The sequence below is a fragment of the Paenibacillus solanacearum genome (assembly GCF_910593845.1).
GTDB lineage: Bacteria > Bacillota > Bacilli > Paenibacillales > NBRC-103111 > Paenibacillus_G > Paenibacillus_G solanacearum.
The window spans coordinates 20,400-46,217 of record NZ_CAJVAS010000017.1 but is presented as its reverse complement, the minus strand read 5'-3'; the positions used below and the strand labels follow the sequence as shown (position 1 = coordinate 46,217).

Below are 25,818 nucleotides of genomic sequence, written 5' to 3'. Positions count from 1 at the left end.
CGGGCTACAAGCAAGCCTGGATTTCGGCCAGCAGCGATTGCGGGTCGAACGTTCCCTTCTGAATGATGCTTTTCACCGCTCCGTTTAATTTGAGGCGGTCTTCGGCCGTAATCGTCTTGGCAGTCATGACGACGACCGGGATCGTTCTCCACAGCTCCTGCTTGCGCAGCTCCCCAATCAACTCAAAGCCGTCCATTTCCGGCATCAACAAGTCGAGCAGGATAAGCGCCGGCGTGTTTTGCGACAACCATTCCAGCGCTTTGACGCCGTTGCCGGCCTCGGTTACATCGTATCCTTCGCTGCGGAGCAGCTTGGTGACCAGCTCGCTGGCGGGCTGATCGTCTTCGATGACCAGAATCGTATGGTCGGCGCGCTGAACCAAATATTTGTCCATCACTTTGATCAACTGCTCCCGCTGCACCGGCTTCATCAGAAATTCCGCCGCGCCGAGCGTGTAGCCGAGCTGCTTGTCGCTGGTCATGGACCAAATGACGACGGGGATCTCGGAGAGCTCCGGATCGCTCTTCAGCGCCGAAAGTACGCTCCAGCCATCCATGGTCGGCATCAGGATGTCGAGACAGATGACTTTGGGCTTCAGTTTCTTGGCCAGCCGCAGCCCTTCCGGTCCGCTCTGGGCGAAGGCCATCGTCCAGCCTGTCTTGGCAATATAACGCTCCATCAATTCCTGGTTCAATGCTTCATCGTCGATCAGCAGAATGCTGGTCTCTCCGGCATCGTCCTCCGCTTGAGCGGGCAGGTCCGCCGCGGGCTGTTCTTCATCTTTGGGATCGTCGTCAGGAGACGCGGGAAGCCAGCAGGTGAACGTCGTGCCGATACCGAACTCGCTCGCTACCCGGATGTTCCCGCCCATAATTTGGCTGAACCTTTGGCTTATCGCCAGTCCAAGACCCGTTCCGCCGTATTTGCGCGTGGTGGAAGCGTCGGCCTGTGTAAAAGGCTGAAACAGCTTGTCCATCTGCTCCGGCGTCATGCCGATACCCGTGTCTTGAACCCGGAAGCCGTAGCCGGATTGGCGGTTTCTGGTCTCCCGGAACACTTCGAACCGGATGGAGCCGCGCTCCGTGAACTTGTTGGCATTGCTCAGCAAATTAATTAGGATTTGCCGCAGCTTCGTCACATCGGTGGTCATCTCGCCGTCTTCTTCGCATGTCGTTTGAAGCGTATTCCCTTTTCCTTCGGCGAGCGGACGAATCGTTGTCATGACATCTTGAACCAAATCCGCGATGCGGCATGTTTCGTGGTGAAGCTCCATTTTGCCGGCCTCGATTTTCGAGATATCCAATATGTCGTTGATCAAAGCGAGCAGATGGTTGCCGGCTTTGCTGATTTTGGTCAAATCCTCGATGAAAACCGTTTCGCCGAGTTCCTCCGCTTCTTCCAGCAGCATTTCGCTGTAGCCGATGATGGCATTGAGCGGCGTCCGGAGCTCGTGACTCATATTGGCAAGAAACTGGCTTTTGATCAGGTTCGCCTTGATCGCTTCGTCATGCGCCTTGGCCAGCTGCTTGGTCCGTTCGGCGAGGGCGGCTTCCGCCTTGACCCGGTCCGTAATATCCGATCGGATCGAAATGAACTGATGAGGGATGCTCCGATTGTCGAGAAACGGCACGATCGTCGTGTTCATCCAGTACTCGCTGCCGTCTTTGGCCCGGTTCTTCACCTCTCCCCGCCATACGTTCCCTTGCTTGATCGTCTCCCACATCGTTTTGAAGAATGATTTGGGGTGGTATCCCGAGTTGATGATCCGGTGCGTTTTTCCGATCAGTTCTTCGCGATCGTACTTGGAAATTTCGCAAAACTTTTCGTTAACGTAGGTGATGACCCCTTTGTCGTCCGTGATCGCCACAATGGAGGACGCATCCAGCGCGTTCTCGATATCGCGCAAATTTTCCATCGTTTGGATTAACTGGTCTTCATACTGCTTGCGCGCCGTAATATCGGTTCCGAAGGATACGTATTGATATACGTCGCCGGCATCGTTTACGAACGGAATGACGGTCAGTTGAACCCAATACGGGCTGCCGTCCTTGGCCCGATTGTTCATCTCGCCCTTCCATACTTGCCCCCGGCTAATCGTTTCCCATAATGCCTGGAAATGCGCCATGGAATGATATCCCGAGTTGACGACCTTGTGGGTGAATCCGACGAGCTCTTCCTGCTCATACCCGGAGATGCCGCAAAAATGATTATTTACATAAGTGATGATTCCTTTATCATCTGTAATCGAAATGATGGACGACGCTTCCAGGGCGGACAACGCGTACTTGATATCCTTCAATTCAGTTAACATGGTCAGTTCTCCTCAAACGATAATATGGATGAATTCACGTTGCTGGTTCTTCCTATCATTTCATTATATATGGCGTTCGATATGGCGTACAGGTGCGAATCTGCTTTATCGCCGATCCCGCCGCCAGACCGGTGCGATCACGACGCGTTGAAATAGGAAGCGGCATTGGGGTATTGTATCTGAAGAGAGAATGCCATACGCGTCAGCTGAGCGACAGGAGGTACAAGGTGTGGAAATCATGAAGTTCAAAAGATGGGAAGACCACTTATACCTGTTTAATTACCGCCGTACGTATACGGAGCCCGTAGAATATTTTCACGCGCATGAAGGGCTGGAGCTGCTGTACATTCACGAGGGGACCGGCAAATATATTATCGACGATCACGTCTATTCGCTGCAGCCGGGCACGCTGATTGTCATTAAGCCGTTCCAAGTACATTACATCCGCATGATCGTGCCGCCGAATTACATTCGCAGTCTGTTGAAGATCAAAATTTCGTTCATTGAGCAATTTACCGGTTTATTCCCTCAATTCACCGCGTTATTCGCGCAAATGATGGAACAGCCGATGACGATGCAAGTGTTTCATTTGTCCGGCAAGCATGGGGCGCAAGTCGAGAGTCAGTTGCTTCAACTGCACGAACAGCTCAAGCTGGGACCGCAAACGCTTCGCAAAGAAGCGGTCATGCTGTTTTTTCTTCATTTTTTCATGTATTTTCAAACCCATATTTACACGCCGGGCGAGAACGCGTCGTCGTCCTGGGCCGCTTCCCGCACGACGAAGCATATTAATGCGATCCTGAAATGGATCGACGAGCATTACAAATCGACGTTTACGATCTCGTTCATGGCTTCGGCGCTTCATTTCTCACCCAACTACTTGTCGAAGCTATTCAAGGAACAAATCGGCAAAACGATTATCGAATACACAAACGAAAAAAGACTGGAAGAGGCGAGGATGCTGCTGCAGCGGCGCACCCATTCCGTCGAAGAGATTTGCAGAGAAGCGGGCTTCAAATATCCGTCCTATTTTATCCAAATATTCAAGAAAAGGTATGGATTGACGCCTCACCGGTACCGCGAACAGCTGGAAGCGCAGCGAGAAGGCATGATGCTCTGACCAATGTGACACCGCTTTCACGAAAAGAGTAGAATTGTGATATTTTCGGATCGCAATCTGCTATCTGCTTGCCCTTATGATAAATAAAAGTCGAGTGCGCAGCCGGACATCGGACGATGGTCCGAACCCGATACGGAGAGCATTCGATGAGCTACGAGTACAAGGGGGAGCAGAAGATGTATACAAGAAAGCGATTGCTGCTATCGGCGCTTGCGGCGCTGCTTACGATGTCGGCGTGCGGCGGCGGAGGCGGTCCGAAGGGAGCTGCAGCGGATAACGGTCAAGGGAATGTCAAGCGGGAGCCGGTGGAAATCACGTTCTACCGCCCGAACAACGCGACGACGGAAGAGCAGTTCATGGATTTGATGGGCAATGCGATCAAGGAGAAGTTTCCATTCGTCACGCCGAAATTTATTCCATGGGGTACCGGAACGAAGACGGAGGACGTAATCTCGGCCGGACTGGATCTGGATATCATTCTTCTATCCATCGGTTACTACCCGCAGTTTCAAAATTTGAACCTGTCGACCGACCTGAGCGAGATGATCAAAAAGTATAATTACGATACGAGTCGTCTGGAGACGACCAACTTTGACTTCATCAAGCAATTCGGCAGCGGGGGCCGAATCGACTCGCTCCCGATTTTTACGACGGCGGAAGTGCTGATGTACAACAAAGATATTTTCGACAAGTTCGCCGTGCCTTACCCGACGGATGGAATGACGTGGGATGACTTGTACGAGCTGTCGAAGAAGCTGTCGCGTACTGACGGCGGCGTTCAGTATTACGGATTTATGACCTCAATCAGCCATATGCTCAATACGAACCAGATGTCGCTCCCGTTCGTCGACACGAAGACGATGCAGCCGGCCATCAATACAGACAAGTACAAGAAGCTGGCCGAAAATTTCGCGCGCTTCTACAACATTCCCGGAGCGGAGCTCCCTACGGCGAAGTACGGCAAAGAAGCGGATCTGTTCACCAAAGAGAAAAATTTGGCCATGTACGCCTACTTTAACAGCACGATGGTCAATGCGGCCAAAGATATGAATATCGACGCGGTACCGCTTCCGTCGTTCAAAGAAATGCCGGGCGTCGGCTCGCAAATGTATTCGACGTTCGCCAGCGTGTACAGCAACAGCAAGCATAAAGACGTCGCCTTCGAAATATTGGCTTACCTGACTTCGGATGAGATGCAGGTGAAATTCGCCAAAGACGGAACCGGCATGCCGATCGTGAAAAACACGAAGCTGCTCGATGCGTTCGGTCAAGATTTGCCGCAGCTGAAGGGCAAAAACATCAAGGCGTTTTATCCGGCGAAGCCGGCTCCGGTGTCGCCGCGCACCATCTACGACGACCTCGCGTCGAAGCATGCGGTCACGGCGCTCCGGGAAGTCGCGCAGCAGGTTAGCGACGTCAACACCGCTTTCCGCAAGGCGGAAGAACAGGCGGCCAAAGACATCGAGGCGGCGAAGAAAAAGTAACGCTCCCCGCATGGAAACGAGAGAACAGAGGCGGAGTGGGTTACGGGAAGATAAATAGTATGTCATGAAAAGGGGACAGGTCTTCATTTCGATGAGGCCTGTTTTTTGCCTGCGGATAATATTCAACGAAGACATAACACAAAAAAATATTTGGAGACCGCCGGGCAATCGTACCGGCAATCGCTAAGGAACGGGAAAGGCGAATTGGATTAGACCGCCGTCTTCAAAGAATTGCAAGAGAGGAACGGCCGATAACACGAATAGCTGCCAGCAGCCTGCAGTCCAGGTTTCGTACCGAAACCGACTGCAGGCTTTTTCGTCGTGACGGCTTGCATCGAGGCGTTCGCCTGCCAGCCGGCCTTCCGCCGCGCCCGCGATGAACATCATGCGGAAAACTGCATCATGGCGGAAGATTGCATCATGCCGTCCAAGCGGATAATTGCCGCATCGAGGCGGGGATTGCTCGTAGGCAGGGAAGAAGGGAGGCGCTTATACTGAACGTGTCGGAAGCGCCGCCCGGCAGCTCGACGAGGAGGAGGCAGTCATGACCGCACCATTGATGGCAAGAAGCAAACCGTATTACGCCATGTTTTTGATTCCATTCGTATACTTTGCGGTGTTTCATTACATCCCGCTGCTTGGCATCGTCATCGCCTTTAAGCAATACGACGTATTTCAAGGCGTGCTCGACAGTCCCTGGGTAGGCACCCGGTATTTTCGCCAGTTTCTGGGCGATCCGTATTTTTATAAGCTGCTGCAAAATACGCTGCTGCTGGGTTTGTATCATATCGTGTTTTCGTTTCCGGCGCCGATTGTGCTGGCGCTGCTGCTCAACGAGCTGAAGCATCGCGCGTTCAAGCGGTTCGTGCAGACAGTCAGCTACTTGCCGCATTTTTTGTCTACGGTCGTGGTTGTCGGCATCCTCGTTAACTTTCTTGCCTATGACGGCATCGTCAACCGATTTCTCGGTCTGATGGGCGTAGAGCCGACTCATTTTCTCATGATGCCGGAATGGTTCCGTACGATTTATATCGGCTCGGAAATATGGCAGGGCGTTGGCTGGGGCTCGATCATCTACTTGGCTGCCTTGACGGCTGTAGATCCGCAGTTGTACGAGGCTGCTGTCATCGACGGCGCCGGCCGCTGGAAGCAGACGCTGCACGTGACGCTGCCGGGCATCGCCCCGACCGTCATTCTAATGCTGCTGTTCCAGATCGGAGCGATCATGGGGGTATCGTTCGAGAAAGTGCTGCTGCTGCACAACGGCTCCAACCATCCGGCGTCCGATGTCATTTCGCTGCATGTGTATCAGCGCGGGCTCGTCTCGAATGATTTCAGCTATGCGACGGCTGTCGGTTTATTTCATTCGGTCGTCGCCGTAACGCTGCTGACCATCGCCAATCGGCTCAGCCGAAAAGTGACTGAAACGAGCTTATGGTAAAGGAGGAGGAACACGCGAATGAACATGCGCCGAAGCATCGGGTCCTGGGCATTTGACGCTTGCAACCTGCTCTTTATGCTCGCACTTGTGATGGTTACGTTTTACCCGCTGTATCATCTATTTATCGTGTCCGTCAGCAACGGCCATGCCGTCTTGCGGGGCGAAGTGAGCTTCTGGCCGGTCGGTCCCAATCTGGATACGTACCGTCTGCTGCTGCAGGATACCTCCATCCTCCGGTCTTACGGGAATACGGTTTTGTATACGGCCGTCGGCACAGCGGTCAACCTGATTTGCACGATACTTTGCGCGTATCCGTTGTCCAAGCGAGAATTTTACGGGAGAAGCTTCTTTACGCTCATGATCGTATTGACGATGTTTTTCAGCGGCGGTCTTATTCCGACCTACCTGCTTGTTCAGAAGCTGCATATGATCGACACGATGTGGGCGCTTATTGTGCCGGGAGCAATCAGCGCCTGGAACATGTTCGTGATGCGTACTTTTTTCCAGGGCATCCCCGGCGAACTGTTCGAATCGGCGCGGATGGACGGCGCGGGCGAATGGATGGTGCTGTGGAGAATCGCGCTGCCTTTGTCGCTGCCGATCGTGGCGACGATCTCGATGTTTTACGCCGTCGGCCATTGGAACAGCTTTTTCCCGGCCTTGATTTACTTGAACGAGAAGGCGAAGTACCCCGTGCAAATTTTGCTTCGCAATATTGTGGTCATGGGGCAAATGTCGGAGCAGAGCCAGGAGCTGAGCGGACCTTATGCGGCCGTCACTTCCACGAACATCAAATACGCCGTTATCATCGTTGTCGTTGCTCCGATCGTGGCCGTTTATCCGTTTATCCAGAAATATTTTATCAAGGGGGTGATGATTGGCTCCTTGAAAGGCTAGCTGTGGAAAGGATAGTCCTTGAAAAGGTGCGCGAAGGAACGTTTCTTGATGCGCGGCAAGTGTTACAATGAACGAAAAAGGAGGGGTACGATGCAGCACAAACATTGGCAAGCCGGGCTCAAGGCCGCGGGAGTCTTGACGATTGCCGTTATGGCGGGATGCTCGGGGCAGGAGAAGGATCCACCCGCTGCCGGCACGTACAGCCGCACGCTCAAGCTGATTCGTTACGAGCATCCTTCCCAGGCGCTGAAGCAGGATACGCTTGTGCTCAAGGAGGTGGCCCGGCAAACGGGGATCAAGCTTCAAGTGGAGGGCGTGCCGCAAAGCAACTATAACGAGAAAAAAAAGGTGCTGATCGGCACGAACAACATTCCCGACATCATTCTTATTAATCAGAGCGATCTCAATCAATATGCCAAAACCGGTATTTTCCTGAATATTTCCGACTATATGGACCAGGCTCCGAATGTGAGGAAGCGTCTGGGGGAACATCCGGAAACGAATAAGCTGCTTATTGACGGCAAGCTGTACGGATTTCCGATTACATCGCAAAATCAGCTCTCGGCCGGAAAAGCTCCGATGATCCGGACCGATCTGCTGAAAAAGCATCAGCTGAAAACGCCATCATCGTACGATGAGCTGTACCAAACGTTAAAAAAGCTGAAGGAGGCTTACCCTGATTCGACCCCGTGGACGGCCCGCGGGATGGGTTCCATTCTCGATGTCGTCGCGTACGGGATGGGAAGCGGGTACGGGATGTATTTCGACCCGGATGTGCAGGGCGGAGCTTACGTATACGGGACGAACAAGCCGGCGTTCAAAGAGGTGCTCGCCTATTTGAACAAGCTGTACAGCGAAAAGCTGCTCGACCCCGACTTCGCCGTCAATACGCAGCAAAAGTGGGCGGAGAAGCTGAGCACCGGCAAATCGTTCTTTTATTTTGACAACAACACGTTTGCCGTCAATTTTAATCAGGCGCTGCAGCAGCAAAATAAAGAAGCGATGCTGGACTTGATCCCTTATCCAAGCAACAACCGGGGCGAAGTGAGAGGATTCGCCTATCCGAAAGCCGGATGGATCTCGGAATTGTACGCCGTCAGCTCGAAGGTGAAGGATCCTGCCGCTGTCGTGAAATTTTACGACTGGCTTTATAGCGACGAAGGCGCGATGGCTGCCAATTTCGGAGTGCTGGGGCAAACCTACGAGCTGGCCGGCGGCAAGCCGAAGATGCTCTCCGCGGTGCTGGATAAATATAAAGCGGCTGCCGACCCGGCTCGCGCAATGCTGTCCGAGCTTGGCGCAGGGTATTTGAGCTTCGCGCCTCATGTGGACGAAACGCCGATTATCCAGGTGTCGAATCCGGATTTGGTGCGGTGGGGCGAACGGATTGACAGCGATCCCGGCTCCAAGGTGCGGGCGCCCTCGCTGAAACCGGCTTTTACGGAAGCAGAAAACGAGAAGATCAAGGAGATCCAGTCCAAGCTTAGCCCGATTACGGCTGACGTCGTCAAATTCATTATGGGGGCGAAGCCGCTGTCCGAATTCGACGCCTTCGCCAAATCGCTAAACGATAACGGCGTACCGGAACTGGAACGCATCCACAATGCGGCTCTGGCACGGGTGAAGAAATGAACGGCACTCGCCGACTCCCGATGAGAAGGAAGGTTGAGACCATGAGAACATGGGTACAGGCCAATAACAAGCTGCACCGGCTTGCTGCGGTTTCCGCCATATGCGGATGTATCGCCGCGGGATGCAGTAACGGAAGCGCCGGTCCGCCGGCCGGCAGCGGCGCCGAAGGAGGCGGGAAGCAGCCGGAGGAAAGCGTAAAACCGGTCACGCTGAATATTTTTAATACGAGGCCGGAAGTGAGCAGCAACTGGGAACAACTGCTCGTCGAGCCTTTGAAGAAAAAATACCCCCATATCACGATACAAGAGGTTAAGGGCAAACTGAATGAAGTCATCGCCTCAGGAACCGCCATCGATGCGTATATTACGGCGGAGGTCGATCTGGGCGATTATATTCAAGCGGGCTACACCGATAACATCGAGCCTTATATGCAGGCGCATAAGATGGATTCGAACCGGTTCGATCCGGTCGTCATTCAGACGATCCGGGGCCGCTCTGCAGGAAGCAAGGAATTGTTCGGCCTGCCCTTTTATTTGCAATTTACGGCGCTGTATTACAATAAAGATATATTTAATGCCGCCGGGGTTCCGTATCCGAAGGACGGGATGACGTGGGAGGAAGCCGTCGAGCTGGGGAGGAAGGTAAGCTTCTCTCGGGACGGGGTTCAGTATTTGGGCATTCGCACGGATCAGGTCGGCCGGCTGGCAGCCCCGTTCGGCTTGATGCCGGTCGATACCGCAACGGACCGGGCCAGCGTCAACAATGAACAATTCAAACGGGTATTCGAATTATCGCAGCAAATTTTCGCGCTTCCGGGGAATCGGCCGGCGAACGCAAAGGAAGTGAACACGAATCCGACGAATAAGTTTACGAAGGATAAAGTGCTCGCGATGTATCACTCGGTCAATCGGTTCTCCACTCTGAAAAGCTCCGATGTGAACTGGGATTTGGCGCAAGCGCCCTTTTATCCGGATCGGCCGAACATCGGGAGCGTGGTCGACGCTTTTATGATCGGCATCGCCAAAACAAGCGCGCACAAGAGCGACGCCTTCAAGGTGATCGAAGTGTTCACTTCCGACGAAGTGCAGCTGTATGCGGCAAGAGCGCTCGGCTATGTGTCGCCGCTGGTTCATCCGAAGCTGCAGGAGCAATACGGCGCGGAGCTCGGCTTCCTGCAGGGGAAGCATTTGCAGGCTGTGTTTAAAAGCAAGAACTTGCCGAATGCCCCTTTAAGCGTATATCATACGGCGGCGCAAACGATTTTGTTCGAAGAGCACGGCAAATACATTATGGGCCAAATGGATGCCAATACGGCATTAAGAACGATTGACGAAAAAATCAATCAAAAGATTGCGGAGCTCAAGGCTGGCAAATAGACCTGGAAAGCGGGGACGAATGCATGGAAATACCGATATCCAATCCGTTCAACGAGAAGAAGCGCCCGAAGCTGTTTGTTGAAACCGTTTCCATATATAAACCGGCGGGTCCTTCGGCCTGGGCTTATTCGCATCATCCGCATTTGGCGTTTTTCAAGGGAAAATATTATGCCATCTGGTCGAACGGCAAAATAAACGAAGACGACGTCGGCCAGCGGGTGCTTATGGCCGTCTCCGAGGATTTCCTTCATTGGTCGGAACCGCAGCCGCTCGTCGACTCCAGGAGGGGACTTCATTCCGACCTGGTCTTGACGGCGGCAGGCTTCCACCAGCACGGAGATACGCTCGTCGCCTACTACGGCCAATACGAATATAAGCCGGAGCAGCTTGAGAACGGAGCGCGCAAGGCCGGCGATCAAGGGCATATGAATACGTCGCTATTTGCCATGGCTACGGACGACGGAAGCCGCTGGAGCGAACCCGCTGACATGCGGCTGCCGATCATCTCGAATCACGGACCGCAGCGTACGCAATCGGGCAGACTCCTGATCAGCGGCAACATTATGTTCCCGTACTCGGACGATCCGGCCGGGCTGACCGGATGGAATCCGTCGGGCATTTACCCGCCGGATATGTCGGATACGCTCTGCGACGACTCGGAGTCGTTCTGGCTCGTGAAGGAGCGGCGCGGCTGGCCGGCCGGCTTATGCGAAGGATCATTCTATCAAACGGATGACGGCATCCTTCATATGCTGCTCCGAAGCAGCGCGAACCGGCTGTGGGTGACGAGAAGCTCGGATGACGGAGAGACCTGGTCGAATCCGAGACCGACCGGCTTTACCGACAACAACAGCAAATTTCATTTCGGCAAGCTGCCGGACGGAACGATCTACTATGTAGGCACGCCCGACCGGGAGCCGCGAGGGAAGCGGAATCCGTTGGTGCTGTCGCTTTCCCGGGACGGGATGCGGTTCGACCGCCACTTTATTTTGAAGGATGAGCCGTGCGAGCGCCGGTTTCCCGGCATGTACAAGGGCGGCGATTACGGATACCCGCATACCTTGCTTCATGACGGGTGCTTGCATGTGATTTACTCGGTATGCAAGGAGAGCGTGTCGGCTATACGCGTGCCCATCGAAACGATCTGACGCCGGAGAAGGAGGGAGACAGGAATGCAAAGGAACCGGATCATGCCTGCCAATAAGCTTTTTTATCAAATTTTGCTCTATTTCTTATCCCTCCTCATTCCGATCGCCGTGATCGGCGTCGTGACGTATGCCAACTTCGTCGCCAAATATAAGCATGATTTTATCGAAAATGCGACGAAAGGCTTGGAAATCTCCGCAGGCCAGCTCGACGCGCATCTGCGAACCGTGCAAGAAGCGGGCATTAGCTTTTTCAGCGATATCGCCGTCAGCCGGCTGCTGAAGCCGGATCGGGAATACACGCTGGAGGACCGGGCCAGCCTGGTCGATATTTTGCAAAGCTTGAAACGCACTTCGGCGATATTGACCGAATTTGCCGGACTTGTGTTCATGTACATTGACCATGACAAAGTATATACGACTTCAGGGATCGAGGACTTCGACGCTTTCTTCCAGCGGGCGGCCCGGTATGATGAGTTCGCGGTTGACTACTGGAAGCGGTCGAGCGAATCCGGCCGCGACATCGAATTATTGAAGCCGTCGCTCCTGCACACTGAGCAGACGGGGGAACGCGTCGTCCCGGTCGTCGTAAGCCGCCTGGTGCGGGGATATCGCGCGGTGCTGGTCACCAACATTTCGGTGAATGACCTGCAGCGTAAGCTGAAAGGCTACGCACCGTTCGATTCCACGCAGTTCGTCGCGTTGGATGCGTATAACCGTCTCGTCTTCGGACCGGAGCAGCAAGCCGCCGCCGTGCCTGCGCTGCTCGGCAAGCTGGCCGAATCGTTTCCTTCCGGCGAGCCGGGCAGCACGGAGCTGACGATGGGCGATACCTCGTACATCGCTTCGTATGTGCAGTCGGATTTGTACGGTTGGAAGCTGTACGCTTTGACGCCGGTCAGCGAGTTCAACCGTCAAGCGAGCGGGATATGGGGCATGATTGTCGTCATCTGCATCGTATTGGTTGTGATCGGTGTGCTGTTTTCTTTTATTTTCACGTTCAAGCTGTATACGCCGATCCAGCGGATCAAGGATGTCCTGTCCGATCACAAGGAACCGGTCGACGCGCCGGGAGCGCCTGCCAATGATTTCGACGAAATCGGACTCGGCATCAACCGGTTAATCCGGCATAACCTTACGTTCGAGCGGCAGCTGGACAGCGTCCGCGTCGAGTATGCGGATCAGGCGCTGCTGCTTCTGCTGAAAGATCGGGAAACGGCGGATGCCGTACAGCTGGAGCAATGGTTCCGTGAGCGCTTCGGCTTTACGAAAGACCGATACCGCTGCATCGGCATTCATTTCGAGTTCAAGGAAGCTTTCTACGCGCATATTCCTGATGAAGAGCGGCTCATCGTCTGGAGCAAGCTGAAGAAATTGATCCGGGGTTTTCTGAGCCGGCATTTCCGGCTTCATGTGCTGGAGATGACGCGCCATTTGTATCTTTGCGTCATGGAGCCGGACGATGCCGGCAAGGATGAAGCCGGGCTGCGTCAAGCGCTGGAAAGCTTCATGCAGACGTTTCAATTCGATCTTCAGTTTTGTACTGTCCGTGCCGGGATCGGCAAGGTCCATCAGGGGATCGGAGGCGTTGCCGATTCGTACAAGGAAGCGATGGTGGCCTTGCAGCACTGCGACGGCCGCCGCGATTGCGAGATTGTGCCGTATGACCGGCTTCCCGTCCGGCCGAGCGTCATGTATACGTTTACCGACGAAATGAGGCTGCTGAATTTGCTAAAGGCGGGAGATCCAGCCTTGAAGGCGAAAATAAGGCAAATTATCGCGCAGCAGGAACAGGACGGCCTGTCTTCTCCCATGGTCGGGATGTTTATTACCGATGTGTACCGCACAGGGCTGCGGTTTGCCATGGAGCAGGGATTGGAGCCAAGAGAGCTGCTCGATGAGGAACGGCACCGGCTGCTCAACGACTCCGAGGCATGGCCGCCTCGCGTCGAGCTTAAGAAAGCGTCGTTATTTGTGTTCTATGATCGATTGGCGGACGAACTCGAGGCCCGGCAGCAAACATTCAAGACGAATGCGCATATTTCCGCCATCATGGACATGATCGAGAACGAGTACGACCGCGATTTGTATTTGGAAAGCATTTCGGACCGATTGGGCGTTTCCCCCAAATATGTATCGCGGATCTTCAAGGAAAAAACGGGAATGAATATTACGCAATATTTGAACATCGTTCGCGTCGATCAGGCCAAGCGGCTGCTTGCCTCTACCCGGCTGCCGATCGGGGAAATCGCGGATAAGGTCGGCATCGGCAACCGAACGACGTTTCTGCGTGTATTCAAAAAGACCGAGGGCATGTCGCTGCAGAGCTACCGAAACGGCGCCATGCGCGGTCAAGACGACGATGATTACGAATTGACGGAGGGATAACTATGAAAGTGACCGCAATGACCGATGAGAAACGGATACGCCGACTTGCTCCGCCGGAGGGCAAAGTTCGCATGGTGCTGGATACCGATACGTTTAATGAAATCGACGATCAGTTTGCTGTGGCTTACGCGCTCGCTTCTCCGGAGCGGCTGCAGGTTGAAGCGCTCTACGCTGCGCCGTTCCTCAATGCGCTCTCCAGCAGCCCTGGAGACGGAATGGAGAAGAGCTACCACGAAATCGTCAAGATTTGCGGTCTGTTCGGCCGTCTGCCGGACGGCTTTGTGTATAAGGGCTCCGATCAGTTCATGCCGGACGCGGCGACGCCGGTGCAAAGCGAAGCGGTGTCGGATCTTATCGCGCGTGCGCGTGCCTCTTCAGATGAGGACCCGCTCTATGTGGTTGCGATCGGCGCGATTACGAATGTGGCGTCGGCCATCAGGCTCGAGCCCCGGATTATTGATAAAATCGTCGTCGTGTGGTTAGGCGGGCATGCGCTGCATTGGCCGAACTGCCAAGAATTCAACCTGCGCCAGGACGTTCATGCTTCCCGAACCGTGCTGGATAGCGGCGTTCCCCTGATGCTCGTCCCCTGCTCAGGCGTTGCCTCGCATTTAATAACGACGCTAGCGGAGACGAATCAATTTTTGAAGGATCAAGGGCCAATCGGAAACTACTTGTGCGATACGTTCGAGCAATGCCGCAAGGATCATTTCGCTTATTCGCGCGTCATTTGGGATTTGTCGGCCGTAGCATGGCTCGTAGCCCCGGCATCCGTTCCGAGCTCGCTCGTACATAGTCCTGTCATCACGAGCTCCGATGCGGTGTACCGCTGGAGCTTCGATCCGGGCCGGCATTTCATTCGCTGCGCGACTGCGGTCAGCCGCGACCGCATCTTCGGGGACTTGTACCGGGAAATTCGTGCGATGAAGGCATCGTCGAGCATGAAATAAGGGAGGCGAATGATCTTGAATGAGGAAAGGGAAAATCGGGAACATGTGGAACCGGCCAGCCGCGAGACGGAAGCGGCGGAAGGAACGCGCCCGGATGGCTCGCGAATGGACCGAAGAGCGTTCCTGGCCGGTATCGGACTTGCCGGGGCGGCGCTGGCGGCGGGGGACTTATTGGGCGGTAGCGGGGTGAAGGGCGCCCGGGCCCACGATGTGACTGAATCGGTCTACAACGGGGATGCACATCCCGGGTATTCGTCACCTCGATGGATGCACGCCTGCCCGATCGATGTTCGCGACTTTGGCGCGACGGGAGACGGAACGACGGACGATACGGCAGCGATTCAAGCGGCGCTGAACGCGGCGGACGGCCGCCAAGTGTGTTTCCCGGCTGGAAATTACAGGATCACGGCGACGCTTACCGTGCCGGTGATTCGGTTGATCGGCGAAGGAAGCGGAAGAACGACCGTCATCTTCGATCAGATGACCGGCTTGGACGGTTTTGCTTTCCAGGCTGCGACCGCTCCCGGACAAGAAGGCGGCGTCGAGCGCATGACGCTGTTGTGCCGGGGAGCGCACAGCCGGCACGCGATCGTGACGCCTGCCGTCGGCAGTCTGTATTATACGTACCGGACTCGTTACAGCTTCAGCAGCCTGGAGTTTCGCGGGAACCAGCTTCAGAGCGCAGGATCGGGATTCGTCTACGACTACGGCTGGGAGACTTGCATTCGGCTCGGGGATTGCTGGGGAGCGTACATCGACAACATCGACGCCGTCGGTACGTACCGGACGGATACCGATCCGCTGGCACAGCCCGACCATACGTTTTTAAAGCTGGCCGCCGCCGGGGGCATCCTATCCGCTCGCATATCCGGTATAACGACGCATGGCGTGAAGCGGGGGATCGAGATTGGCGATCGCGCGTTCTTCTTTATCGCGGGCGTCGATATTGCGCATGCTTATGAAGGCATTGTTTCGACGGGGACGACCGTCTTTTCGGAGGGGCGTATCCACGATACGCTGATTAACGCGCAGCGGGTGGCGCTGCATTTGAACAATCGCTCGTGGACAGCTATATCCAATGTGGCGGTCAGCCGCCACAAGTCGGGATTCGATCATGGCGGGGACTGGTACGGCATGAAGCTGGAGCAGGTGAACAAGTCGTGGATCAGCAATATTCGGGTGCAAGCCGATACCAGCGTCACGCCGTTTACCGGCACGTCGTACGGCTTCCACTTTACGAATTGCGGAGGAATGAGCTGCGACGGACTCATCGCGGGACTCGGACTATCGTATGGCATTTATTTGGATAACTGTCCGCAGCATAGTTATGACGGAATTCAATTCCAGGGCGTTTCCGGCGTCGGCTTCAGCTTTCAGAATAATACACGGGACTGCGTCATCGGGACGCATGTGTTCTCCGCCGGATGGACGTCTTACGAATACGGAGCCGTGGACCGAAGCCGCATCTCCATATGGCAAAAAGACCTGCAGCTCGAAAGCAAGCAGCCGTTTCTTACGATGCGGGAAACCGATGGCGCAGCAGACCAGAAAAACTGGAAATGGACCGTGAACGGCGGATCGCTGAACCGGCAAATTCAAAATGACGCCGATGGCGGCACCGTCAACTATGAGCTGGTCACCCGATCCGGCATGAGCGTGACGCAAATGGAGTGGCGCGCCGGTACCCTTTACTTGAACGGTGCCGTCACACGGGCCAAGCAGATGGTTCCCGCCAGCGACAATGCGCATTCTTTAGGCTCGATGAGCAGTCGGTGGAGTGACATCTACGCGGCGACGCCGACGATCGTCACGTCGGATGCGCGGGATAAGGAGCAAATCCGCGACAGCGATTTGGGGTTGGCTTTTATTAAGGCGCTGCGCCCGGTATCGTACAAATACAAAGATGTGGAAATGACCGAAGATGAAAGCGAACGCATGCCGGCACGCCGTTTTCAACGTCCTCATTACGGACTGATCGCACAGGAGGTGAAGGCGGCGCTGACCGCGCTGGACGCCGGCGATTTTGCAGGCTGGACCGAGGACCGGGCAACGTCGAGACAAGGCTTGCGGTACGAAGAGTTCGTGGCTCCGCTCATCAAAGCGGTGCAGGAGCTTTCAGCCCAGGTCAGCGAGCTGGAGCGGGCGTTGGCTGCAGGAGGCCATCGGGAGCGCGGCTGATCAAGCTCTGCGGCATGCTCGTCGGTTCAACTCGCATTTCGTCAAAAAATGTAACTTGATCTGTTCCTATGGTATGATTATGAATATTCATAATTTTCGAGAGGATCAGATCGATGAATCGTGAAATTCAACAATTCAAGGCAGAGTTTTTCAAGGCATTGGCTCATCCGCTGCGCATTCGCATCCTCGAGGTGCTGTGCGAGGGAGACCGCAACGTCAATGAACTGCAGGCTATATTAGGAACCGAGGGCTCCGCTGTCTCGCAACAGCTGGCCATCTTGAGGAATAAGAACGTCGTCATCGGGACGAAAGAGGGTACCTCTGTTATCTATACGCTTCGCGATCCGCTGATCAGGGAGCTGCTGAAGGTCGCGAAGCAAATCTTCGACAACCATCTGGTCGATGCGATCTCGCTGCTAGAAAACATAAGAAACGAGTAACCTGCGAAAAAACAAGGGAATCTTACTGCCGCATAAGATGACCTTGTTTTTATTTGTTTATCGGTACGATACGGGGAGAGCAGGTCGTTTTTGTGGTTTGACGAAAAACGGTTGGGACAATTATTATCTTTATATTCAAATAATCAAATATAAAGAAGAAGAAGGCGTAGCGATGAAGTGGACCGGGAGATTTGAAGGGTATCATGCGGGGAATTTTCGTCGAGACCTCGTATCGGGACTGATTGTCGGGATCATAGCCATTCCGCTCGGCATGGCTTTTGCCATTGCTTCCGGCGTGAGTCCGCAGTACGGCATTTACACGACGGTGATCGCGGGATTTCTGATTTCGCTGCTCGGCGGCTCCAAATTTCAGATTGGAGGACCTACGGGGGCATTTATCCCGGTTTTGCTGGCGATCACGCTGCAGCACGGTTATGAAAACTTGCTGGTTGCGGGACTGATGGCCGGCGTGCTGCTCGTGTTAATGGGGGGTTTCAAGCTAGGGGCGCTCATTCAGTTCATCCCCCGTCCGGTTACCGTCGGATTTACCGCGGGCATTGCCGTCATTATATTTACGGGTCAAATCGCGAGCTTCCTCGGTCTGTCTAACATTCAAAAGCATGAATATTTTATTCCCAATATGCAAGAGATCGTTATCCATCTGTCTTCCGCGAATCCGTACAGCATTACGGCCGCTGTTATTTCACTCACGGTGATGCTTCTGACGCCGAGGTTTTTTCCCAAGATCCCCGGATCGCTGGTCGGGCTTGTCTGCTCCAGCATTATCGCCGCCTGGTGGATGGACGGTCAAACCGCGACGATCGGATCGGCCTACGGGGCCATTCCAAGCACGCTGCCTGCCTTTCATTGGCCGGCGATCACGCTGGAACGCATGTCGCAGCTAATCGGGCCTGCGTTTGTCATTGCGATGCTCGGAGGGATCGAATCGCTGTTGTCCGCGGTGGTCGCCGACGGCATGTCGGGCACGCGCCACCACAGCAATCGCGAGCTGATCGGCCAAGGCATTGCGAACATCGTGACTCCGTTGTTCGGCGGCATTCCGGCGACCGGAGCGATCGCCCGGACCGCGACGAACATCCGCAGCGGCGCGGCGAGCCCGATCTCGGGCATGATTCACAGCTTAACGGTGCTGCTTGTCCTGCTCGCATTCGCTCCGTGGGCCTCGCGCATCCCGCTTGCAAGCATGGCGCCCATTCTGATGGTTGTGGCGTGGAATATGAGCGAACGCAAGGAATTTGTTCATATTTTGCGAACAAGGAGCGGCGATTCCCTGGTTATGCTCATTACGTTCCTGCTTACCGTTCTGACGGATTTGACGATTGCCGTAGAAGTGGGACTGCTGGCGGCGGCCGTCTGGTTCATGAAGCGTATGAGCGAGAGCTTGACCGTTGCCAAGGTGCTGCCGGACCCGCAAACCAGAAATGAGAAGGTGGCGGAGTACATCGTGAAGGAGGAGCATGATTGTCCGCAAATCAGTATTTTTACCGTGGAGGGGGCGTTATTCTTCGGCACGTCAGCCAAATTCGAGCAATCCGTTCGGCACGCGGTGCGTAACCGTCCGAATATTGTGCTGTTCCGCCTAGGCCGGGTTCCGATGCTGGATACATCCGGGGAATCGAGCTTGTCGAAGGTGGTCAAGGAAATCGAAGGCGCGGGAGGAGCGGTCATGATCTCCGGGATCCGGCCGCAGCCCAGGGCGCTGCTGCAAAGAACAGGACTGGAAAGCCGGATCGGGAGCGAGCGATATTTCGAGCGGACGGGCGAAGCGATCACCGATGCCTTAAGCCGCATCGATCCAAGGAAATGCGCCGGATGCCGGCACTTTGCTTTCCGGGAATGCGCTTTGTTGTCAGCTTCGCCCGAAACGGACCGTAAGGCGGACGGCTCGTAACCGTTACTTCGGCACGATCAGCGTCAGCTGCGTCCCTTGCCCCTCTTCGGAACGGATCGACAGCTGTCCGCCTGCGCTGCGGGCTCGTTCTTCCATGCTGAACAGGCCGACACCTTTGGAAGCCGTCTCCCTTGTGAAGCCGCGGCCTTCGTCTTCGACCCGGACTTCGACATAATCGTCGGCTTCGAGAATGCTGACGCGGGCTTCCGAGACGTCGGCGTACTTGCCGATGTTCGTGAGCGCTTCCTGTATGACGCGATACATCGTCGTTTCTTTGTTCGGATCGAGCCGTTTCCGCAAGTTGCAGTCGAAATGGACGTTGATTCCGTAATGTCTTCCATAATTTTCAATATACGTTCGGATCGCGGGCACGACGCCCAAGTCATCCAATACGGAAGGGCGCAATTCCCAGGCGAGTCCGCGCACTTCCTCGATAATGGCCGCGACGTTGCGGCGAAGCGCTTCGAGTTCTTCCGACTTGGTCTGCGCGATGACCATGTCCATCTGGATCAGCAGCGAGAACAGACTTTGCCCGATACCGTCGTGCAGCTCGCGGGAAAATCGTCTTCGCTCCTGCTCCTGCACCTCCATCACGTGCGTCATCATATGCTTCAGCTCGGCTTCGACTTTCTTCAACTGCGTCACTTCGTTGCGAATCGCAAGATATTGATAAGGCCGGCCTTTGTCGTCCAGGAACGGAACAATGGTCGTGTTGACCCAATAAAATGTGCCGTCCTTCGCTTTGTTCTTAATATCGCCGTGCCATACGCGCCCGGACGAAATCGTTTGCCATAATTCCATCATGAACCCTTTATCGTGATACCCCGAATTGATGATTCGGTGATCTTGCCCGATCAGCTCGTCGTATGCATACTTGGAAATTTGGCAAAATTTATCGTTTACATATTGGATGATGCCGCGATGATTGGTCATGGCGACGATCGACGATTCGTCCAGCGCGAACTTGATGTCGGTCAGCTGCTTTAACGATTGTTTCAAGCCTTCGCGAAACGCCGGGTCGGCGATATGCGTGTCGAGCAGGCTGATCAAACGATCGGCGTCTTGTCCAATCAGCATCGAATTCCCCTGATTCGCCTCGTTATTCAAACTGGAGCAGTCCTTTCTTTAGCGCATATTTGACCAGTTCCGGTCTTGTCTTCAGTCCGAGCTTTTCCATGACATTGCTTTTATGGGTCTCCACCGTCTTGACGCTGATGACCAGCTGCTCGGCAATTTCTTTGTTGCTGTATCCTTTGGCGATCAGCGACAAAATTTCTTTTTCCCGTTCGGAGAGCGTTTCATACGTGCCGGTGTTTTCGCCATGCTTCAACTTCTCCAAATATTCGCCCATCAGCCGCTTGGTCGCCGTCGGGTACAAATAAGCCTGGCCCGCGGCGACAAGCCGGATCGCCGCTAACAGCTCCTCGTGCGGTGCGCTTTTCAATATGTAGCCTGAGGCGCCCGCCTGAATGCCGCGGAATAAATACTCCTCATCGTCGTGCATGGTCAGGATGAGGACGGCAATATCGGGAAACTGCTGTTTCATTTCGGCTGTCGCCGTTAGTCCGTCCTTGCCGTGAGGCATGTTCAGATCCATCAGCACGACGTTAGGATGCAGTACGCTCGCGGCTTGAATGGCCTCGTCTCCATCCGCGGCCTCACCGACGATCTCGATTTGTTCTTTACCGTTCAGCAGCATCTTCAGTCCCGACCGGACTACGGCATGGTCGTCGACCAATAATAGCTTTATCATGAGGGACTCCTTTCTTTAAACGGCGCGCTGCCGATGATGTTGTTATAACCACTATAGCAGACAAACAAACATTCCGGAAACCATGTTTTCCGGAATTCAGGTTACATTATTGAGCAGCAGGATCATGGCCGGCAGCCCCTGTTGGATGATTGACAGATCATCGCCTGTATACGGCGTCAGCGAACGCCTGGCTGCCAGCAGCAAGCCGATCACCGCATGGCCCTGCAGCAGGGGAACCACCGCCGCGCTTTGAAGCTGCTCTGCCGAAAGCAGCGGACATTCGCCTGGCAGGTTGCCGCTTCGTTTATCCTGCTCGTGCCAAATGACCGGCTTTCCTGTGCGCAGCGCCAGACCGTCGAGGCCGGCCCCCGGTTTTACGACCATTCTTCGATAGCGGTCGTTCCGGTTGCCATAAGCATATTGCCACTGCAGCCGCTGCCCGTTCGGCCCGGCCAGCGACAAAGAAGCGAAATCGCTTGCCGTAAGGTGGCATAAGCGATCCAGTTCGTTCGTGATTTGCAGCGCGGTCACGGTCATGCTAGGCGCCTCCGTTCATGAGTGTAAAATGCGTAAGTATCGTCTGATCTTATTGTAATCGTTCTATTCGCATTTGTAATTCGGGGAATTCCCTTAAAACAAGCTCAGGGAAAACCCTGCGGCCATTCGCGGACGTCGCGGGATCCTGTGATTTTTCTCACATGCTTAACAGGAGTAAAGCAGGTATATGTTATCCAGCAAAGCGCTGAACCGCGAGCCAGCGAGAAAACGGCTTGAATTATCGTTTCTTCTTCAAAGCATAGAGAAACATGCCAAGCAGCATGGCACTCCCTATCCCGATGCAAACGATGTTCGCGTTAAAGAATATTGTATTCGTATATTGGTTAACAATAAAAAGACGGTATATTTTCGAGTCCGGGTTAGCGGCATCTCCGCCAAGCTCGTGCAGCAGTCGGTGATACGCCTCAACCTGAGCGTCAGCGCAAAAGGCGATCGACAGCGACAAGACGATCGTTGAAATCGCCAATTTTCCATTGCTCATACCCGCTCTGGAGAGAAGCTTGACGGATTCGATGCAGACAGACGCCACCAATACCGCATACGGGAACAATGCAGCCAAGAGGATGAGTAAGCCGGGATTGCCATTGCCGGATATGCGGCCAGGCGGGATCGTACATACCTTTACCAGCGCTATGAAAACGATACATAAACCAAATGTCACAGCACAAACGATTCGGTTGTTCAACTCGCCACTCCTCTGCATCGGTCGCGGTTCACGCATCACTTCGCACCCGAGTCTTCTATAATAATAGTGATTTTGGCACGACGCCGGCGAACGACAAGCTCGGCGTTTTTTTTATATTTTATTTTTATTTTACATTTTCCGCTCGTCAATGATAGAATTTACGTAATCTGCTTGTCCGCACATTGAATTATCGTTCTTTTCTCCACTCGCTTGATTAAAGGAGCCGTCGCCATGCTGCAGAAATGGAGTCTACGGACCCGGCTGTTTGCGATTTACTCGCTGATCGTGTTTTTGATTATTCCTCTCTCTTACGCAATATTTTACCATTATTACAAAAGTATGGCATACCAGACGCTGAACGGATCCCTACGGCGGGAAGCGACGATCCTCGCCGAGCAGCTCAGCACCATTATCGATTCGGCGGATTTGCTCGCGATTAACGCGCTGTATAACCCCTCAATCGAAAACTGGATGAAAGAAACGTCGGATTTGAACAATAAACCAGTGCTCAACGTGTTTAATAAAATGATTTTGGGCCTTAATATTGATCCCGACGGATTTAACCGCATCTCGATTATAAAAGAGTCCGGCACCTTTTTAACGTTTGGCGCCAACTACAACAGGGATCAGGTGAAGAAAAAAATTACGAGCCTTACCTGGTTTGACGATCTGACGCGGACCGACCGTCTTGTGCTCGCACCTCACCGGGACGACTGGGATTCGAAGGGGAAAATGGTCGTTTCCGTTGTTCGCAAGGGAGCGCTGGGCACGCTGATCGAAATTCAAATTCCGTATTCCTATTTGGATGCCATCTTGTCCAAAGGCAAATACATAACGAACGGCAAGCAAGTGATTTTATACGGGGGAGACCGCCAGGTCATACACCCGCTCACCCCGCTTCCGGCCCCGTCGGTCCAGGAAGTGACGGCCGAGCAAAATTTGCGCAATTCCGGCTGGAGGCTTGTCGTGACGCAGCCTATTGATTTGCTGCTGAAGTCCGCGAGGGAGACCGGTTACTGGATGGCGGCCATTGCGGCGGGGCTGTCGCTGATTTCGCTGGCGATGTTTTATTTTTTTACGACAAAAACGACAAGGCCGCTTGTGCAGCTAAGCCAGGCGATGGCCCGGCTTCCCGGGGATGCGCGCGCGAATGCAGAGCTGGAGAAGTTGTTCGCCCGGTGGGACGACCGGGAGACGCACAACGAAATCGTACACTTGCACCGCGCCTTCAAGGATATGCTGCAGCGGCTTGAGGAATCAAAGCAGCAGGCGGTCGATGCGCATTCGCGCGAGCTCCAGGCTCAGTTTTTGGCGCTGCAAGCTCAAATGAACCCGCATTTTCTGTACAATACGTTAACGCTCATCGGCATGCTCGGCATGGAGGACGGGAACGAAGAGATTATGAAAATTACGAGCGAGCTGGTACAAATGCTTCGCTACATATCTTATGAAAGTCGCGAGCTCGTTTCGCTAAAAGAAGAAATCGATCATACGCTTCGTTATCTTGACATTATGGAGACACGTTATCGCGGGCATCTGTTTGTTGATGTTCGGATTGAAGGGGATCTTGGCAAAGTATGCGTGCCGAAGCTAACCGTACAGCCGTTTTTGGAAAACTGCGTGAAGCATGGCTTCGAAGGCAAAAAATACCCATGGCGCATCGAGCTGCACATTTCCGTTACCGATGCGGGCTGGAGCGTTCATATTCGCGATGACGGCGACGGGTTCGATAGTGAATATTTGAGAACGTTTACCGACAAACAGAATGATTTCAAACGAACCGGATTGTTTAGCGATCAAGGCAGCGTAGGCATCATGAACACGTACATCCGATTGCATCATACGTTCGGCAGCGCGCTGCAATTCGACATCGGCAACAATGAAGCGGGCGGGGCATTTATTTACTTGGGCTGCAGGTTGACAGAGGAGGAAGACTGGATTGATCAAAATATTGCTTGTGGATGACGAGGTAGCAATCAGCAGCGGCATGAAAAAGCTGATCGCCAAATTGGACGGCGACAGCTTCTGCGTAGCGGAAGCTTACGACGGAGCCGAGGCGCTCGATATGATCGATGAATTCGATCCCGATGTATTGCTTACGGATATGCGCATGCCGCGTATGGACGGGATGCAGCTATTGCGCGAAGCAAGGCTGCGTAAGCCTGACCTGCTGACGGCCGTCATCAGCGCCTACTCCGATTACGATTATATTCGGGAAGCGATGCTGATGCACGCATCGGATTATTTGCTTAAGCCGATTACGGCCGATGCGCTGCGAGAATTACTGGGCAAGCTGAAGCAGAAGCATGAGCAGCTTCTGCGCTCGAAGGAGCAGGAAACCGTCGAGATGCTGCTGCAGGGTGCGCCATCGGAATATTGTCTACCGGTACTAAACTACGCTTACTATACGCTGCTTCTTGTATGCGCAGGTCCTTACAGCAATGGCGTTGTCGACATGAGCCCGGGCGAGTCGTTCTGGCAGTCCGGCTTGGTCTCAAACTGCCTGGGCTCGCTGGAGTCCTATGCGATTCGTCATTGGATCGCACAGGGCGAGCGGTCGAACGAACGGCTCATCGTGCTTGCTGCCAATCGGGATGACGCAGAAGCACTTCTGCGCAAGGCAATGGACGAATTGATCGGACAAGCTGCGTCCAGTCCCGTGCCTGTGACCGTTGCGATCGATTCCGGTCTGTCGGTGAATCAACTGTCGGCCAGCAGTAAGCAACTGCGTAGAGAGCTGCTTCAGTCCTTGATTTTCGTAAAATCATCCTTGTTGTATTTGAACGATCATGCGCTCAAAGATAAGGACGGCGCTCAGCGGTCGTTCGCGGAAGAAACGGCAAGAGTGATGGAGGCTGTGGAGTACAAAAAATACGAGCTGCTCGCGGAAGAATGGCAGAGGCTAACGGCGAGCTGGGAAGCGGGACAGGCTACGCAGTATGTGATTATGCAGACGTTGTTCCGCGTGTTGGCGGGGCTTGGCCAGCATGGTCTCAACCGGCAGCTGGATCTGGAAATGCTCGTCTCCCAGTCGTTAAGCTACGAAGATTTGAACGGCAAGCTCGCACTGTTTTTTAACGGGTTGTTCCAGTCCGCGGGCTTGGAGCACAAGCCTGCTTCGGCGTACAGCGTCGTTGAACTGGTGGAGCAATATTTAAAGGCGAACTACCGCGAAGCGATTTCCATGCAAAGCCTTTCGCGCGAATTTGGGCTTGTCCCCAACTATTTGAGCGTTCTTTTCAAAAAAGAAATCGGGCTGACCCCGCTGGAGTATTTGATGGATTACCGCATGAACGAAGCCAAACGGATTATGGACGGTCAGCCTCACTTGCTGCTGAAACAAGTAGCAAGCGAAGTCGGGTATGCCGACCAGCTGTACTTCAGCCGGGTGTTCAAGAAGCGGACCGGCCTTTCTCCTTCGGAATACGTTCAATCCCGCCAACGGTAATTTGTCCATATAGTTCTGCAATTTGTCTATTTCCATTGCGAAGGATGCTTCATATAATTGAAAGCGTTATCAGAATGAGAAATAGACAAAAAGCAGCGAG

Annotated in this window: 19 protein-coding genes; 14 read left to right on the top strand and 5 right to left on the bottom strand. The window is 54.1% G+C overall.

All coding sequences use genetic code 11. The features are described from left to right. Nucleotides 1–4 precede the first annotated feature (4 nt). A complete protein-coding gene (locus tag KXG62_RS18655) occupies nucleotides 5–2,311 on the bottom strand; it encodes a PAS domain-containing hybrid sensor histidine kinase/response regulator (protein ID WP_218093515.1) in 2,307 nt (768 codons plus the stop codon). Nucleotides 2,312–2,549: 238 nt separating this feature from the next. Between KXG62_RS18655 and KXG62_RS18650 the strand changes: the two genes are divergently transcribed. The 12 genes from KXG62_RS18650 to KXG62_RS18595 all read left to right on the top strand — a co-directional run bounded on the left by KXG62_RS18650 (nucleotide 2,550) and on the right by KXG62_RS18595 (nucleotide 19,274). Further along, nucleotides 2,550–3,431, top strand: a complete 882-nt coding sequence (locus KXG62_RS18650; protein WP_246627522.1) for a helix-turn-helix domain-containing protein — start codon at nucleotides 2,550–2,552, stop codon at nucleotides 3,429–3,431. Between the two features lie 146 nt (nucleotides 3,432–3,577). Beyond that, nucleotides 3,578–4,915 (top strand): extracellular solute-binding protein, encoded by a 1,338-nt coding sequence (locus KXG62_RS18645; protein ID WP_218093513.1) that lies wholly within the window; start codon nucleotides 3,578–3,580, stop codon nucleotides 4,913–4,915. Nucleotides 4,916–5,459: 544 nt separating this feature from the next. Then, nucleotides 5,460–6,356: an ABC transporter permease gene (locus KXG62_RS18640; RefSeq protein ID WP_218093512.1), complete on the top strand. Its 897-nt coding sequence runs from the start codon at nucleotides 5,460–5,462 to the stop codon at nucleotides 6,354–6,356. Nucleotides 6,357–6,374: 18 nt separating this feature from the next. Continuing rightward, nucleotides 6,375–7,253 carry a carbohydrate ABC transporter permease gene (locus KXG62_RS18635; protein WP_246627518.1) on the top strand — a complete coding sequence of 293 codons (879 nt, stop codon included), beginning with the start codon at nucleotides 6,375–6,377 and terminating at the stop codon, nucleotides 7,251–7,253. Between the two features lie 90 nt (nucleotides 7,254–7,343). After that, the gene (locus KXG62_RS18630; protein WP_218093511.1) at nucleotides 7,344–8,885 is read left to right on the top strand and encodes an extracellular solute-binding protein; all 1,542 of its coding nucleotides are present in this window, start codon (nucleotides 7,344–7,346) and stop codon (nucleotides 8,883–8,885) included. A gap of 41 nt (nucleotides 8,886–8,926) precedes the next feature. Further along, nucleotides 8,927–10,261, top strand: a complete 1,335-nt coding sequence (locus KXG62_RS18625; RefSeq protein ID WP_218093510.1) for an ABC transporter substrate-binding protein — start codon at nucleotides 8,927–8,929, stop codon at nucleotides 10,259–10,261. A gap of 23 nt (nucleotides 10,262–10,284) precedes the next feature. After that, nucleotides 10,285–11,409: an exo-alpha-sialidase gene (locus KXG62_RS18620; RefSeq protein WP_218093509.1), complete on the top strand. Its 1,125-nt coding sequence runs from the start codon at nucleotides 10,285–10,287 to the stop codon at nucleotides 11,407–11,409. Between the two features lie 24 nt (nucleotides 11,410–11,433). Beyond that, nucleotides 11,434–13,794, top strand: a complete 2,361-nt coding sequence (locus tag KXG62_RS18615) for a helix-turn-helix domain-containing protein (RefSeq protein ID WP_218093508.1) — start codon at nucleotides 11,434–11,436, stop codon at nucleotides 13,792–13,794. A gap of 2 nt (nucleotides 13,795–13,796) precedes the next feature. Then, a complete protein-coding gene (locus KXG62_RS18610) occupies nucleotides 13,797–14,744 on the top strand; it encodes a nucleoside hydrolase (protein WP_218093507.1) in 948 nt (315 codons plus the stop codon). A gap of 15 nt (nucleotides 14,745–14,759) precedes the next feature. Further along, the gene (locus KXG62_RS18605) at nucleotides 14,760–16,922 is read left to right on the top strand and encodes a tail fiber domain-containing protein (protein ID WP_218093506.1); all 2,163 of its coding nucleotides are present in this window, start codon (nucleotides 14,760–14,762) and stop codon (nucleotides 16,920–16,922) included. 113 nt (nucleotides 16,923–17,035) lie between these two features. Beyond that, nucleotides 17,036–17,362, top strand: a complete 327-nt coding sequence (locus KXG62_RS18600; protein ID WP_218093505.1) for an ArsR/SmtB family transcription factor — start codon at nucleotides 17,036–17,038, stop codon at nucleotides 17,360–17,362. 172 nt (nucleotides 17,363–17,534) lie between these two features. Further along, nucleotides 17,535–19,274 carry a SulP family inorganic anion transporter gene (locus KXG62_RS18595; protein WP_218093564.1) on the top strand — a complete coding sequence of 580 codons (1,740 nt, stop codon included), beginning with the start codon at nucleotides 17,535–17,537 and terminating at the stop codon, nucleotides 19,272–19,274. A gap of 3 nt (nucleotides 19,275–19,277) precedes the next feature. Here the strand turns inward: KXG62_RS18595 and KXG62_RS18590 are convergent, their stop codons facing one another. From KXG62_RS18590 to KXG62_RS18575, 4 genes are all read right to left on the bottom strand, one after another. Further along, on the bottom strand, nucleotides 19,278–20,381 hold the full coding sequence (locus KXG62_RS18590) for a PAS domain-containing sensor histidine kinase (RefSeq protein ID WP_425517357.1): 1,104 nt from the start codon (nucleotides 20,379–20,381) through the stop codon (nucleotides 19,278–19,280). Further along, nucleotides 20,374–21,027: a response regulator gene (locus tag KXG62_RS18585; RefSeq protein ID WP_218093503.1), complete on the bottom strand. Its 654-nt coding sequence runs from the start codon at nucleotides 21,025–21,027 to the stop codon at nucleotides 20,374–20,376. Before KXG62_RS18585 ends, KXG62_RS18590 begins: the two co-directional genes overlap by 8 nt. A gap of 96 nt (nucleotides 21,028–21,123) precedes the next feature. Next, entirely contained in the window at nucleotides 21,124–21,564 is a 441-nt protein-coding gene (locus KXG62_RS18580) for a GAF domain-containing protein (protein ID WP_218093502.1), read from the bottom strand. A gap of 238 nt (nucleotides 21,565–21,802) precedes the next feature. Continuing rightward, nucleotides 21,803–22,270, bottom strand: coding sequence for a hypothetical protein (locus KXG62_RS18575; protein WP_218093501.1), 468 nt, complete (start codon nucleotides 22,268–22,270; stop codon nucleotides 21,803–21,805). Nucleotides 22,271–22,501: 231 nt separating this feature from the next. Between KXG62_RS18575 and KXG62_RS18570 the strand changes: the two genes are divergently transcribed. Next, a complete protein-coding gene (locus KXG62_RS18570; RefSeq protein ID WP_218093500.1) occupies nucleotides 22,502–24,235 on the top strand; it encodes a sensor histidine kinase in 1,734 nt (577 codons plus the stop codon). Continuing rightward, on the top strand, nucleotides 24,210–25,718 hold the full coding sequence (locus KXG62_RS18565; protein ID WP_218093499.1) for a response regulator transcription factor: 1,509 nt from the start codon (nucleotides 24,210–24,212) through the stop codon (nucleotides 25,716–25,718). Before KXG62_RS18570 ends, KXG62_RS18565 begins: the two co-directional genes overlap by 26 nt. Nucleotides 25,719–25,818: the final 100 nt, after the last annotated feature.